The organism is Ruegeria sp. BHSA118, from assembly GCF_059613405.1.
Genome location: NZ_JBXWSM010000047.1, coordinates 1 through 15,074, shown reverse-complemented (window position 1 = coordinate 15,074; position 15,074 = coordinate 1). Strand labels below are relative to the sequence as shown.

11 protein-coding genes and 1 pseudogene are annotated in these 15,074 nt (G+C 57.6%); 5 read left to right on the top strand and 7 right to left on the bottom strand.

The features are described 5' to 3' along the window. Positions 1-275: 275 nt before the first annotated feature. From AC2FNN_RS14490 to AC2FNN_RS14480, 3 genes are all read left to right on the top strand, one after another. Positions 276-611: a DMT family transporter gene (locus AC2FNN_RS14490; protein WP_496759243.1), complete on the top strand. Its 336-nt coding sequence runs from the start codon at positions 276-278 to the stop codon at positions 609-611. 76 nt (positions 612-687) lie between these two features. After that, a complete protein-coding gene (typA, locus tag AC2FNN_RS14485) occupies positions 688-2,505 on the top strand; it encodes a translational GTPase TypA (protein WP_496759242.1) in 1,818 nt (605 codons plus the stop codon). A gap of 463 nt (positions 2,506-2,968) precedes the next feature. Then, positions 2,969-3,430 (top strand): hypothetical protein, encoded by a 462-nt coding sequence (locus AC2FNN_RS14480; RefSeq protein WP_496759241.1) that lies wholly within the window; start codon positions 2,969-2,971, stop codon positions 3,428-3,430. Between the two features lie 74 nt (positions 3,431-3,504). Here the strand turns inward: AC2FNN_RS14480 and AC2FNN_RS14475 are convergent, their stop codons facing one another. From AC2FNN_RS14475 to recA, 4 genes are all read right to left on the bottom strand, one after another. Then, positions 3,505-4,128: a transglutaminase-like cysteine peptidase gene (locus AC2FNN_RS14475; RefSeq protein WP_496759240.1), complete on the bottom strand. Its 624-nt coding sequence runs from the start codon at positions 4,126-4,128 to the stop codon at positions 3,505-3,507. Positions 4,129-4,497: 369 nt separating this feature from the next. Next, positions 4,498-4,785, bottom strand: a complete 288-nt coding sequence (locus AC2FNN_RS14470; RefSeq protein WP_496759239.1) for a DUF1330 domain-containing protein — start codon at positions 4,783-4,785, stop codon at positions 4,498-4,500. Position 4,786: 1 nt separating this feature from the next. Next, positions 4,787-7,459, bottom strand: coding sequence for an alanine--tRNA ligase (gene alaS, locus AC2FNN_RS14465; RefSeq protein WP_496759238.1), 2,673 nt, complete (start codon positions 7,457-7,459; stop codon positions 4,787-4,789). Between the two features lie 176 nt (positions 7,460-7,635). Next, the gene (gene recA, locus AC2FNN_RS14460; RefSeq protein WP_171632372.1) at positions 7,636-8,703 is read right to left on the bottom strand and encodes a recombinase RecA; all 1,068 of its coding nucleotides are present in this window, start codon (positions 8,701-8,703) and stop codon (positions 7,636-7,638) included. A gap of 192 nt (positions 8,704-8,895) precedes the next feature. On the opposite strand from recA, the gene AC2FNN_RS14455 reads away from it, so the two are divergent. Beyond that, the gene (locus AC2FNN_RS14455) at positions 8,896-9,489 is read left to right on the top strand and encodes a gamma-glutamyl kinase (protein WP_496759237.1); all 594 of its coding nucleotides are present in this window, start codon (positions 8,896-8,898) and stop codon (positions 9,487-9,489) included. A 5-nt stretch (positions 9,490-9,494) separates the two neighbouring features. Here AC2FNN_RS14455 and AC2FNN_RS14450 read toward each other — a convergent pair whose 3' ends face one another. The 3 genes from AC2FNN_RS14450 to guaB all read right to left on the bottom strand — a co-directional run bounded on the left by AC2FNN_RS14450 (position 9,495) and on the right by guaB (position 14,594). Beyond that, positions 9,495-11,678, bottom strand: a complete 2,184-nt coding sequence (locus AC2FNN_RS14450; RefSeq protein ID WP_496759236.1) for an ATP-binding protein — start codon at positions 11,676-11,678, stop codon at positions 9,495-9,497. Positions 11,679-11,895: 217 nt separating this feature from the next. Continuing rightward, complete coding sequence (locus tag AC2FNN_RS14445) at positions 11,896-13,053, bottom strand: RsmB/NOP family class I SAM-dependent RNA methyltransferase (RefSeq protein WP_496759235.1); 1,158 nt, start codon at positions 13,051-13,053, stop codon at positions 11,896-11,898. Between the two features lie 92 nt (positions 13,054-13,145). Beyond that, positions 13,146-14,594, bottom strand: a complete 1,449-nt coding sequence (gene guaB, locus AC2FNN_RS14440; RefSeq protein ID WP_496759234.1) for an IMP dehydrogenase — start codon at positions 14,592-14,594, stop codon at positions 13,146-13,148. Between the two features lie 216 nt (positions 14,595-14,810). Between guaB and AC2FNN_RS14435 the strand changes: the two are divergent. Further along, positions 14,811-15,074, top strand: a pseudogene (locus AC2FNN_RS14435) (ASKHA domain-containing protein); the annotation flags it as partial.

Sequence of the window (15,074 nt, the reverse complement as noted above, 5' to 3'; positions counted from 1 at the left end):
TGCTTCAACTTCGACGGACCCCCCGTCAGCAAGCCACCCAATCACCACTATCAGACCCGCAGCAAATATTACGGATTTCGAAAATGTCGTCATAACTCAATACTCAATAACAAATCCTAAAATACGCTGAGAACATTACACTAATTCGATTCTCTGAATAGTCAGGTATACCTGACCTCAGGTGGTTTTCTTCCATCTTCAGAACCAAAATTGCCTTGCCCACTCCTTCGGTTTCATGCTCAACGCGGGGTATCTTTCCTGTTTCGAGGATCAAAATGCCCCAAGCGTATCTGTATCTGATGCTGGCTGTTGTTGCGGAAACCATTGGCACCACGGCCTTGCAGGCCAGTCAACAATTCACGCGGTTCTGGCCGTCCGTCCTTGTGGTCGTGGGGTACGGAGTCGCATTTTACCTCATGGCGCTGACTCTGAGATACATGCCTGTCGGTATCGTTTATGCAATCTGGTCCGGTCTGGGCATCTTTCTGATCGCCGTGATCGGATTCATCGTGTTCGGGCAAAGGCTGGATTGGCCTGCGATACTGGGATTGACGTTGATTCTGTCCGGAATCCTGATCATTCACCTCTTTTCCAAGACTGCCGGTCACTGATCCACGGTTAGGGCTGGTATATTTTGTCGCGCCGCGCTATGCGCGCGGCAACTTCCCGTTCAAAGGCTGACCTCTCATGGACCTGCGCAATATCGCAATCATCGCTCACGTGGACCACGGCAAGACGACCCTGGTGGATGAGCTGCTCAAACAATCCGGCGCGTTCCGGGAAAACCAGGCCGTGGCGGAACGCGCCATGGACAGCAACGATCTGGAGCGCGAGCGTGGCATCACCATTCTGGCCAAGGCAACTTCGGTCGAATGGAAAGACACACGCATCAACATCGTCGACACGCCGGGCCACGCCGATTTCGGTGGTGAGGTCGAGCGTATCCTCAGCATGGTCGATGGTGTAGTCCTGCTGGTTGACGCCGCCGAAGGCCCGATGCCGCAGACCAAGTTCGTGACGTCGAAGGCGTTGGCGCTGGGCCTGCGGCCGATTGTGGTTCTGAACAAGGTCGACAAACCGGATGCGGAACCTGACCGCGCACTGGATGAATGTTTTGATCTGTTCGCAAACCTCGGTGCCGATGATGATCAGCTGGATTTCCCTTCCATGTATGCCTCAGGTCGTTCAGGCTGGGCGGATATGGAGCTGGACGGCCCCCGCAAGGACCTGAGCGCGCTGTTTGATCTGATCGTCGATCACGTTCCCGCCCCGAAACAGGTCGCGCATAAGAGCGAGCCGTTCCGGATGCTGGCCACCACTTTGGGCAGCGATCCTTTCATCGGCCGCATTCTGACCGGTCGTGTGGAAAGCGGCACATTGAAGGCTGGCGACAGCCTGAAGGCCCTGAGTCGTGACGGATCGGTGATCGAAAACTTTCGCGCCTCAAAAATATTGGCATTCCGCGGGCTGGCACAGCAGCCTATCGATGTGGCCGAAGCCGGTGACATCGTCACCATCGCGGGCATGAGCAAAGCCACCGTGGCGGATTCTCTGGTTGCTCCGCAGGTCGAAGAAGCCCTGCCTGCACAACCCATCGACCCGCCGACGATCACCGTAACTTTTGGTATCAACGATTCACCGTTGGCCGGTCGTGACGGCAAGAAAGTTCAGTCACGCGTCATCCGTGATCGTCTGATGAAAGAAGCCGAATCGAATGTCGCGATTCGCGTCACCGACACACCCGGCGGCGAGGCTTTCGAGGTCGCCGGCCGTGGCGAATTGCAGATGGGTGTTTTGATCGAGAACATGCGTCGCGAAGGGTTCGAACTCAGCATCTCGCGCCCGCAGGTTCTGTTCCGCGAGGAAAACAGCCAGCGGCTGGAACCGATCGAAGAAGTCACCATTGACGTAGACGATGAATACTCGGGTGCCGTGATCGAAAAGATCACCGGCGCGCGCAAAGGTGAGTTGGTCGAGATGCGCCCCGCAGGTGCAGGCAAGACCCGCATCATCGCGCATGTACCGTCCCGTGGCCTGATCGGTTATCACGGCGAATTCCTGACCGATACCCGTGGCACAGGCGTTCTGAACCGCGTGTTCCATGACTGGGCACCGCACAAAGGCCCGATCCCGGGCCGCCGGGCTGGGGTTCTGATCTCGATGGAGAACGGTCAGGCCGTCGCTTATGCTCTGTGGAACCTCGAGGAGCGTGGCCGGATGTTTGTCGGACCTCAAACGGATGTCTATCAAGGTATGGTGATTGGCGAGCATTCTCGTGACAATGATCTGGAAGTGAACCCGCTGAAGGGCAAGAAACTGACAAACGTACGCGCCAGTGGCTCGGACGACGCGGTTCGTCTGACGCCACATGTTCAGTTCTCGCTGGAAGAGGCAATTGCCTATATTGACGACGATGAACTGGTCGAAGTCACCCCGAACGCGGTGCGCTTGCGCAAGCGTTTTCTCGACCCGCACGAGCGCAAGCGGATGGCCAAGTCGGCCTGATTTTCCGGGCAGACCGCCGTCGCGATCAGAAACAATTGCCCAAGTGTGGCAATTTTGCGTCCAAATGAACAAAAGATGAAAAATGGACAACCGGGCACTACGCCCGGTTTTCTTCTGAAAACAGGGGAGTTTCTTCCTTAGGTTGCATTTATTTTCCCCCACTCCCTCGATCCACATATTGTGATTGAGACCCGTTTAAGGTGAAAATATGCCAGTTGTGTGACGTCGTTCATAAACACCTTCGCTTCGGTGGTTCATATGAACACGTAGTAAAGTATCGAGTTTCGAGGAGTTCCAAATGGGTATCCGGTCCCGCAATATCCCGCTGTTTTTTGTCGCTACGACGTTTTTGTTTTCGCCCGCGGGCGAAGCTTTCGCAGCCGGAACATGTACCGTTCAAACAGCCAGACAATCCGCAGCATCCGCACAGGTATTATGCGAGTGCGACGCTGTGACATCGGGCATGATCCGATACATTCAACGCCGGCACGATTTCGATCAAATTTTGGCGCGTGTCGGAGCTGAATGCACACCACTTGCAGACTTGCTTTCTGATTTTCCAACGGCATCGATCGGCGCAAGTGATCAGCGGTCCGGAGATGGGCCGTCTGATGAGACTGTCGACAGCAGCCCGGCTTTCGGTGGCGGCGGCGGTTCAGGCAGTGGAGCTGGCACCACTGGCGCTGGAGACGGCGGTGGTGGCACTGGCGGTGAAAGTGGCGGCACTGGCGGCGAAAACGAAGGTGGTGGTGAAAACGAAGGCGGCGGCGAAAACGAAGGCGGCGGCGAAAACGAAGGTGGCGGCGAAAACGAAGGTGGCGGCGAAAACGAAGGCGGCGGCGAGAACGAAGGCGGCGGTGAAAACGAAGGCGGCGGCGAGAACGAAGGCGGCGGCGAGAACGAAGGCGGCGGCGAAACGTTCTGATTTGGAAGCAAAAATACCGGTGCAAGAGTCGATTGCACCGGTATTCAGTTTCTCAAAAAGATTTCCAGTTTACCTCAGCTATGCCCGTAAACACCAACCCAACGTCCAGGCCGGTTCGGGTCTTGCATGCGAAGAAACAGGTACCGCGTTGCCGTCCAGGGTTTGATACGGTTTGTGAGGTTGTCCAAAACCAAATCACCGTTGGAAGAGCGATACACCAGCACCGCATGAGGCACCCGGCGCGTGTCCAGAACCGTAGCGATCAACAGTTTACTTGGATCGACCCCGGCATGGATCAAATCTCTTTTCTTCAACAGCGCGAAGTCTTCGCAATCGCCGCCCCTGGCTGTTGGAAGCGCCCAACGCTCGGTCATCTTGTACTGGGATTGGTCGGTGACTTCTCGCGTCGATCTGTTCACGCGCCGATTTATCTGTTCGACAACCTTCAGTTCTTGCTGGCTGGACAGGGATACGGAGCTTTTTTTGGCACAGGCCCATTTGTATTCAGCGCACAGGTTGGCCGCCCCTGATGGCGGCGGAGAGGCCGCGACACTTGGGATAAACCCGTTCCCGGACGCATGCGCGACGGGGGCGATGGCGATTGTGCAGACGCCCAAAAAACCGATGCTGAAGGCCCGCACAGAAAGCGGCAGCAGTCTTGCACCAAACCGTATGGCCAGATTTGTGAAGTGTTTCATGCCTGTACCCCAATCCGATGTTCTTCGCACGATTGCACGTCAAACAGGGTCGCATTCCGATTCGTGAAACTATCCGCGAACAATCCCGCCCAGGCAATCACCTAAAAAGTTGAAGGGGAAAAAGGGCGGAAATTCGTCCGTCAATCTGACCTTTTTGCGCAAGAATTTGGGTGGCGCGGCCACAATTCAGGCGCCGATCGCGCGAATCCGCAACAGCGTGGCCTGATAAGCAACTGAAATAATGAAAAAATAAACTCAGCCCATGTTAGCGGGCTGAGTTGCCCTGACCGATCGTGGCATAAGCCAATGATTGCCTATTGGCTGCCCGTTTACCGGACAAACCGCGCTACACGTCGTGAATGCAGTCGTTCACTCCGTGATTTCAACCACAACCAATTCACGTTCGCTGGCGTCGCGCGCATGACTCAATGCTTCTTGATAGTCATCCGAGTTATAGCATTCGACAGCTGCTTCGAGCGACGGGAAACGGGCAACAACGTTGCGTGGCCGTTCCTTGCCTTCCAACTGAACGTAACGCGCCGCACGGGCGATGAAAGTGCCCCCGTGCTTGGCAATGGCTGGCCCGGCCAATTCGGCATATCTTCCATACGCCTCGGCATCGGTCACCGTCACATGTGCAATCCAGAGTGCGGCCATCTTATCCTCCCAAAACCTGTACTGCGGCCTTGATCGCCGAATCCGCGTTCGACACATCCCGACCACCGCCCTGGGCCATGTCCGGGCGGCCGCCGCCGCCCTTGCCGCCCAATTCCACCACGGCGGCCTTAACCAGATCGACCGCCGAAACGGTTCCTGTCAGGTCTTCGGTGACGCCAGCCGCAACCGCGGCCTTGCCGCCGGTATCCGCGATAAGCAGCACCGCCCCCGACCCAAGACGTGCCTTGTGTTCGTCGATCAATGCCGGAAGATCCTTGCCGGACACGCCGCTGAGGGCCTGCGCTATGAACTTCACGCCGTTCACATCGCGCGCTTCGGCACCGCCGCCCTGCCCGCTCCCGCCGGCCATCGCCAGATCTCGACGCAGTTGAGCCACTTCGTTCTGCAATGACTTGCGTTCCTCCAGCAGGCTTTTCACGCGTGCCACCACATCATCCGGCTGCGCCTTCAGTTCCGACGCCAACTGCGCAAGGCGATGATCCTGTGCCGACAGGTAACGGAACGCTTCATCCCCGGTCAGTGCCTCGATGCGGCGTACGCCGGCACTGCTTGCGCTGTCGCCCAGGATGACAAAGGTGCCGATATCACCCGTCTGACGCACATGGGTGCCGCCGCACAGTTCGATCGACCAGGTTTCGCCATCATGGCCTTTGCCCGTGGGCGCCTTGCCCATCGAGACAACTCGCACCTCGTCACCGTATTTTTCGCCAAACAGTGCCTGCGCGCCCAGCTTGCGCGCGTCATCCGGTGTCATGACCCGAGTCTCGACAACCGAGTTCTGGCGGATGAAGTCGTTCACCTCCCGTTCGACCTTCTGGACTTCCTTCAGGCTCAGCGCTTTGGAATGGCTGAAGTCGAACCGCAGACGATCCGCCGCATTCAGCGAGCCGCGCTGCGCCACATGGTCGCCCAGCGTTTCCCGCAGTGCTTCATGCAGCAAGTGGGTGGCCGAGTGATTGGCCCGGATTGCAGTGCGGCGCGCATGATCGACTTCCAGCTCGACGGCATCGCCTTTTGACACGGCACCGCTGACAACCGTCACCTTATGTGCATAGACCTTCCCATCGGCGAATTTTCTGGTGTCCTCCACCCGGCCGAGGTGATCGCGATCTTCAAGACGCCGCAGCTCGCCAGTATCGCCCACCTGGCCACCAGCTTCGCCATAGAACGGCGTCTGGTTCACCACGACCCAGCCGCTGTTGCCTGCGTCGATCTTGTCAACCAAGGCACCGTCGACAACCAGTGCCGCAACCTGAGCTTCGGCTTTCTCAGTGTCATAGCCAAGGAAGTCGGTCGCCCCGGCGCTGTCCAGAACATCGAACCAAACCGCCTGATCCGCAGCTTCACCTGACCCGGCCCAGGCAGCCCGCGCCTTGGCCTTTTGTTCGGCCATCGCCGTTTCAAAGCCTTCGGTGTCTACTGTCCGGCCTTTTTCACGCAGCGCATCCTGTGTCAGGTCCAGTGGGAAACCGTAGGTGTCATACAGTTTGAATGCCGCTTCACCGGACAACGGCGCACCCTCGGAAAGACCCGACACCTCATCGTCCAACAGCCTCAACCCCCGGTCCAGCGTCTGCTTGAAACGTGTTTCTTCAAGCAACAAGGTCTCTTCAATCAATGGCTGTGCCTGGGTCAACTCGGCATAGTGACTGCCCATCTGTTGAACGAGGGACGGGACAAGCCGGTGCATGACCGGGTCCTTGGCACCCAACAGATGCGCATGACGCATCGCACGACGCATGATGCGGCGAAGAACATAGCCGCGGCCGTCATTGCTGGGCATCACGCCATCAGCAATCAGGAACGAAGTCGAACGCAGGTGGTCCGCGATCACACGGTGGTGTACGTTCTGATCCCCGTAAGGATCCACGCCGGTTGCATCGGCCGATGCCTCGATCAGTGCCTTGAACAGATCGGTGTCATAATTGTCATGGCTGCCCTGCAACAATGCACCGATCCGCTCGAGCCCCATGCCCGTATCGATCGACTGCATGTCGAGTTCGACCATCGAGCCGTCTTCGAACTGCTCGTTTTGCATGAAGACAACGTTCCAGATTTCAATGAACCGATCGCCGTCCTCCTCGGCAGAGCCCGGAGGGCCGCCCCAGATGTGATCCCCATGGTCATAAAAGATCTCGGTACACGGGCCGCAGGGGCCGGTCGGGCCCATCTGCCAGAAGTTGTCGCTGGTGGCGATGCGGATGATCCGGTCTTCGGGTACACCGACCTTTCTCCAGATTTCAAACGCCTCGTCATCGGTATGATAGACCGTTGTCAGCAGACGGTTCTTGTCGATCCCAAATTCTTTGGTGATCAACTCCCACGCGAACGGGATCGCTTCGTGTTTGAAGTAATCACCGAACGAGAAGTTCCCCAACATCTCGAAGAATGTATGGTGGCGCGCCGTGTAACCCACATTGTCGAGATCGTTGTGCTTGCCACCGGCACGCACACATTTCTGCGCCGTGGTGGCGCGCTTGTAGTCACGTGTTTCCAATCCGGTGAACAGGTTCTTGAACTGCACCATGCCCGAATTGACGAACATCAGCGTCGGGTCGTTGCGCGGCACCAGCGGGCTGGACGCCACGACCTCATGCCCCTGTTTTTCAAAGTAGTTCAGAAAGGTCGATCGGATGTCGTTCAGGGTTGGCATAGGGCTCTCTCGGCGCACAAAAAACTTGGTCTCCGCAGGTTTATCCCCCTGTCAAACGAGTGTCCACAGCAGAGGCGTCTCCGAACGAAACAAGGCGGCCCGGGGGACCGCCTTGTTCATAGTATTTTCAACACAACACCTCGGACCGGGAACGTATCGCACCCCGTCAGCGACCGTCAGGCTTCAAGGATGTCATCATCCTCGGCTGCGCCCGGAGGCATGTCGAACTCCAGCCCGTGAGCCGCCCGAATCTTGTCTTCGATCTCAAAGGCAATGCGACTGTTGTCGCGCAGATATTGTTTGGCGTTCTCACGCCCCTGCCCGATCCGTTCGTCGCCATAGCTGAACCATGACCCTGACTTTTCGACCACACCGGCTTTGACACCCAGATCCAGCAATTCGCCCATCTTGCTGATGCCTTCACCATACATGATGTCGAATTCCACCTGCTTGAAGGGGGGTGCAACCTTGTTCTTGACGACCTTGACGCGCGTCTGGTTGCCGACAACTTCGTCCCGGTCCTTAATCGCACCGATGCGGCGGATATCCAGACGGACCGAGCTGTAGAATTTCAGTGCATTCCCGCCGGTGGTGGTTTCGGGACTGCCGAACATCACGCCGATTTTCATCCTGATCTGGTTGATGAAGATCACCATACAGTTCGAACGGCTGATTGAACCCGTCAGTTTCCGCATCGCCTGGCTCATCAGACGGGCCTGAACGCCAACATTGCTGTCACCCATATCGCCTTCCAGTTCGGATTTCGGCGTCAGCGCCGCAACCGAATCGACCACGACCATGTTGACCGCGCCCGAGCGCACCAGCGTATCGGTGATCTCCAGCGCCTGCTCTCCGGTATCGGGCTGCGAGATCAGAAGTTCATCCAGATCAACACCCAGCTTTCGCGCATATTGCGGGTCCAGAGCGTGCTCGGCGTCGACAAAGGCGCAGACGCCGCCGCGTTTCTGCTGTTCTGCAATGCAATGCAGCGTCAGCGTCGTCTTCCCCGAGCTTTCGGGGCCATAAATCTCAACAATCCGCCCCATCGGCAGACCACCAATTCCCAACGCAATATCCAGCCCGAGCGAGCCTGTCGAACTTGCGTCGATGTCCTGTTTGGCGCCTTCGCCCAGCTTCATGATAGAGCCTTTGCCGAACTGCCGTTCGATCTGGGCCAGCGCGCTGTCGAGCGCCTTTTGCTTGTCTGCGTTTTTCTTGTCGCTCATTGTCAGAAGATCCGCCATTGTCCTGTCGCCTTCCCTTTTGTCACACCCTTGATCGGGCGGCAATCGCTGCTTTGTTCGCCTCTTGTTCCTTATGGGACCAAAAGAAGAACATTTCAATAAAAACTTACAGGATCTACTCTTCTTCAATTGTATTAAAGAGTCGTTTACGACAATCTGCGCGCATAGCCGGGTGACAATTGGAGCAATTAAATGCTTGTTTTCTATGAGGAACGCCTTGCCTTCCTAGCCGTTCCGAAAACCGGCAGCACGGCTTATCACACGGCGTTGCGGGATCGCGCTGATATCGTTGTCACTCACCCGACCGAGCTCAAACATGCTCCGGTGCGCAGGTATGATCGGTTTTTCCAGAACATTTTTCGGAAGATGTACGATACCGAGATGGATATCCTGGCAGTTGTTCGCGAGCCCGTTGACTGGCTGGGCAGCTGGTATCGATTTCGCAGCCGCGCCGACCTGGTCGGTCACGTCCATTCGACCCGCGACATGAGTTTCGATGCGTTTGTGCAGGCCTATATGACAAACCCGCGCCCGGACTTTGTCGATGTGGGCAGCCAAAGCCAGTTTTTCCGTACCCGCAGCAATGGTCGCGGCGCCACGCATATCTTCAAATACGAAAACCAGGGCAAAATTCTCGACTTCCTGCAAGCGCGACTGAATATGCAGATCGACCTGCCGCACGAGAATGTATCACCATCGGGTGATCTGACGCTGACGCCCGAAACACGGCAGAAATTTCAAAAAAGACACGCAGAGGAATTCGCGCTCCACGATGCAGCTTTGTAGGGTGCTCAGTTCAGCTGTTGGAAAACCGCCTCGGTCAACTGGGTGAGGGAAAACGGCTTGGGCAGGAAGGTAGAATTGGCGATCTCGGGTTCTGAATCGCCAAATGCACCTTCCGTATAACCCGATACGAAGACCACGCGGGCGTCCGGGCGCGTTTCCCGAGCTTTGCGCACCCAGGTCGGCCCATCCATGCCGGGCATGACCACATCCGTTACGAATACGTCGACGTTCAACGACGGATCCTCCAGAAGCCGCAGGGCTTCCTCGGCTGAATCCGCCTCCAGCACGGTATAGCCCTTGAGGCGCAGGGCCCGGGTTGCGAAGGCGCGGACCGGCGCTTCGTCTTCAACCAAAAGCACGACGCCCTCTCCTTGCCGGGCGGTTTGGGCTTCGGGCTGGGCCGGAGTGTCCTGTTCAGCCTCTGCCACCGTGGCGCAAACCGGCAGAAATACAGTGAATTCGGTGCCTCGACCCACCGAGCTGTCGACAAAGATGAAACCGCCCGTCTGCTTGACGATGCCATACGCTGTTGAAAGCCCAAGCCCTGTGCCCTCGCCCGTACGCTTTGTCGTATAGAATGGCTCGAAAACCTTTTGCAGTTTGTCGGCAGGTATTCCCACACCGCTGTCCATGACCCTGACCGTAACGTATTCGCCGGGCTGGACGGTCGCCCTGTCCCTGCTGAGCGGTTGCGACAGGTTGAACACTTCGGTCTCGATACGAATCTCGCCCCCGTCAGGCATGGCATCGCGCGCGTTGACGACAAGGTTCATCAAAACCTGTTCCAACTGCCGTTTGTCCGCCCGGACCGGCTTTAACACCGGATCATGGCTGAGGGTCAGCAGAACTTTCTCGCCCACCAATCGGTTCAACAAGTGAATGAGGTCCGAGATCGTGTCACGCAAATCCAGAACTTCGGGCCTGAGAGTCTGTTTGCGCGAGAATGCCAGAAGCTGGCTGACCAGCGCAGCGGCCCGGTTGGCGTTCTGATTGATCTGAACCAGATCCCCATAATCCGGGTCATTCTGATCGTGACGCAACAATAGCAGATCGCAGTGCCCGGAAATGGCCGTCAGCAGGTTGTTGAAATCATGTGCGACCCCGCCGGCCAATTGACCCACAGCCTGCATCTTCTGCCCTTGGACGAATTGAGCCTCCAAAGTCTTCAGCTCGGTCGCATCGTTCAGAACCGCGATCAGACAGATCTTGCCATCGACAACGACACGGCTCAGCGTGACCTGTACGAAGACTTCCTTGTCTTTTCGGGTCAACTGAAGAAACTCGGATCGTTGCGCGTCTTCTTGCGCGGCTGTCCGCGCCAGCCAATCCAGAATGGGGTGCCCCATCCCCCGCATGATGTCGGCTATGTTCGTGCCTTCCAGGTTTTCATTTCCAAGCAGCTTATTCGCCAGCCTGTTGGCATTCAGAATGGCCCCCGCCGGAGACAGGGTGAGAACCGGAACCGGAAGATCTGCAAAAGACGTGCTGGCCCCGGGCGCCGGAGTTTCAATGAGCGGTACCAAACCAAGGCTTCGTTCCTTGCTGGAACGGGAAAGTTCCGTCACAGCGACCGGAATCATCTCGTCCTGTGACTTGATAATGTTTGAGGCTCCGATCCGGGGGGCAGCATCACCGAAGATGTCGCGAACCCGACCGGGACGCAGCCCAAGCAACTTTTTCGCCGCCGGATTCGGGCACACCACATCATCTGCGCATCCGATGGTCAGAACCGGCAGGTTGAGAGACTGCCAGCTTTCCTGTTCTGACTGTTGAAACCGCCAGCAAAAAACGTCGGGAGCCAATTGAAACACGGTTACACTGTTTGTGTTTCCCCTGATCACGCAGTCTTCGCGGACCCGACCGAATGATCGGGCCAGAGATTGCAACCTCAACAAAACCACCTGAGGGGTCGAGAATGTTGAACCGAAGCAGCATTCAAGGCTGGCTCCTTTTGCTGCGCCGAACTGTTCCCGCGCTGATGCGTTGGACGCCAGAATGTCGCCATAGGCATTTGCGATCAGGAAAGGTGACTCTTCCTGTTCTGCAAACGCGGCCATGACAGCAGTGGTTTGCTGCGCATTTCTGGCGTCGATCTGGCCTTTGATCACGACGCATAATGCCACAATCAAAAGCGAGATTCCCGCGACCATCATGCCCATCGTCCAATCCGGTGGCAGCAATCCGACCATGGGGGCAATGCTGATCGATAATGCCACCGCCACCAACGACCATAAACGAGTTGCCGAGGGCATGTGGACAAGAGATGGGTCGCTAAAAAATTCTGCTGTGTCAGACATAAACGGCTCGGGCGCAAAGTTATCGGCTATAACGGCCAAAATTGGTTAATTCCCGCTTAACGGCGTTCGGAAAGAAGTAATCTACCCAAGGTTGTTATTTGTCGAAAGCTCAGCGCGTCAAGTGCGACGTAAAGAACCCGTCAGATTCGTGTGTAACGTGCCACGTTTTCCGGAAGGTTTCCCGCCACTGGGAAAAATGATCCAGAAAATCGTCTATGATCGCGCCGTTTTCATCGTTCAGAACCGAACAGGTTGCGTAAGCCAGCAGGCCGCCCGGATGCACCAAAGGCGCAATGTCCGATAGAATACGGGCCTGAATGGTGGTGAGGTCCCGCAAGCGATCTTCGGTCAAGGCCCATTTCCCGGCTGGCGCCCTTCGCCACGATCCGCTGCCAGAACACGGCGCATCAACCAAAACCACATCAAACGGATCAACACCTAAAAGATCATCCGAGTTGAGGATGGTTATCTTTGCGCCTGCTCGTTCCGCCCGGGTCGGAATGTCCTTCATGCGGCTGGCATTCACATCATGTGCATACACTTCGACGCCCTCGTGCGCTGCAAGCGCCAGCGCCTTGCCGCCACCACCCGCGCAATAATCCAGAACACGCATCCCCGGCCGCAGATCCAGCGAGGCCACGACCGCCTGACTTGCAGCGTCCTGAAGCTCGACCAGGCCCCGGGCATAGGCCTGGCTTTGGGCAATGCGCCGGGCCCCCTCTGTCACGTCAAGGGCGGTTTGGCACACCTGAACCGGATGAGCGATCACACCTTCGGACTTCAAGGCGTCGATGGCCCCGCCCAGATCGGTTTTTCGCAAGTTGACCCGCAGGTGAACGGGCGCCCGGTTCTGCAATGACATCACGCAAGGAACCAAGGCATCCTTCAGAGAGTCAGCGAACCGAGGCCACAGCCACTCCGGAATGTCATATCTTTCGGCCTCGGACGCGAAATCCCGCGCCGCTTCCGTTTCCTGAACCGGCATCGGAGCGTGACGGTCGCCGGTGAACAGGTCCGCCAGATCCCCGCCTGACGCACGGTTCGCCCCGATCATCAAACCGCGCCCGGTATCGGACCCTCCCAACGCAGCATATGAACGCTTGCGTCGCAGCGCGTCGAATACGTGATCGCGAATGGCTGCCCGATCCTTGGATCCGGCGAAGCGACTGCGCCGCGCCCAGCCGGTGAGTGCTTTTTCGACCGGTGCGCCAGCCAGAATATCATCCAGAATTTCGATCGAGGCCTGAACACGGGCGGCGGGTGTCATTGTGGAATACCTCGGCGGAAATGGGCCCGGCTGGCCGATCCAGGTGGCAGATAGGCACCAGGTCACGGGCGCCTTGTGTCTTGCTGGATGTTTTACATGACCCGGTAGTTCGGGCTTTCGCGGGTGATCTGAACATCGTGCACGTGGCTTTCCTTCAGACCGGCGCCGGTAATTTTCACGAAATTGCAGTTCTTGCGCATCTCTTCAATGGTGGCGCAGCCGGTATACCCCATCGCCGCGCGCAAGCCGCCAACCAACTGGTGGATCACGGCACTGGCCGAACCTTTGTAGGGCACCTGCCCTTCGATGCCTTCGGGTACCAGCTTGTCATTGGCTGCATCTTTCTGGAAATAGCGATCGGCTGATCCGCGCGCCATTGCGCCCAGGCTGCCCATCCCGCGATAGGATTTGAACGAACGGCCCTGATACAGGATCACCTCGCCCGGGCTTTCGTCGGTGCCCGCAATCATCGAGCCGACCATGGCACAGGATGCCCCGGCCGCGATCGCCTTTGCAAAGTCACCCGAGAACTTGATGCCACCATCCGCAATGACCGGAACGTCGCCCGCTGCCGCCGCACAATCGCTGATCGCGGTCAACTGCGGGACGCCAACCCCCGCCACCATCCGTGTGGTACAGATCGATCCCGGGCCGATACCCACCTTGATCGCGTCGGCGCCAGCATCGATCAGGGCTTTGGTCGCTTCTCCTGTTGCGACGTTCCCGGCAATGATCTGAACCTCGTTCGACAGGGTCTTGACCCGCTTTACAGCGTCCAACACGCCCTGAGAATGACCATGCGCCGTATCGACGACGATGATGTCGACACCCGAATCCACCAATTGCTCGGATCTTTCGAACCCGGCATCCCCGACCGACGTCGCCGCAGCGACCCGCAGGCGACCCAGGCGGTCCTTGCAGGCGGTCGGGTTCAAAACGGCCTGTTCTGTATCCTTCAGCGTCAGAAGACCGGTCAGCTTGCCTTCACCATCCACGACCAGCAGCTTTTCGATACGGCGCGCCCGCATCAGGCTTTTGGCTTCTTCCAGATCGGCCGGTTCCTGTAGCATCGCCAGGTTTTTCGAAGTCATCATCGCGTGTACCGGCGTATCGTCCGAGTTCGCAAAACGCATATCGCGGTTGGTCAGGATACCCACCACGCGGCCCCGCTCGTCGACGACCGGAAAACCGGTGAAGTTGTAGCGCTGTACCAGCGCATTGGCGTCGGCCAATGTCTGATCCACCCGCAATGTCACCGGGTTATAGACAATACCGGATTCAAACCGCTTGACCCGGCGGACTTCGCGGGCCTGTTGTTCCACCGAAAGGTTCTTGTGCACGACACCGATGCCGCCCGCCTGAGCCATGGCAATGGCCATTCGCGCCTCGGTCACGGTGTCCATGGCCGAACTCAGCAAAGGGATGTTCATGGTGATTTCGCGCGTCACACGCGTGGTCGTATCCGCCGTTGCCGGCAGCACGGAAGATGCGCCCGGAACCAGGAGAACGTCGTCAAAGGTAAGTGCCTCACGAATCTGCATCTGAATACCCCATGCAAAAGCCCGTTTGGCGGTGACCCTATTACATGGATTGAACCAAAGGAAAAGCCCTTCGGGGCAACTCTTTGGCTCTGGTTGTCGATGCAGTGGAAGAAAACGACGCTCGTTGTGCAGATCGTGCCGCTGATGGCCTTTCCCTTTTCGCTCAAACCCATATCTTGCCCGGCATACGCGCGAATATGAAAAGGTATGTCACTGATGACCACCGACCCTCTTGTCGTCTTTACCCCGTCCGGCAAACGCGGGCACTTCCCCGTCGGCACCCCAATTCTGACGGCAGCCCGTCAATTGGGGGTGGATCTGGATTCGGTCTGCGGGGGCCGCGGCATCTGTTCAAAGTGCCAGATCACACCCAGCTATGGCGAATTTCCCAAGCACGGCGTCACAGTGTCCGAGGACGCGCTGAGCGAATGGAACGCCGTCGAACAGCGTTATGACGACAAGCGCGGTCTGAAACCGGGC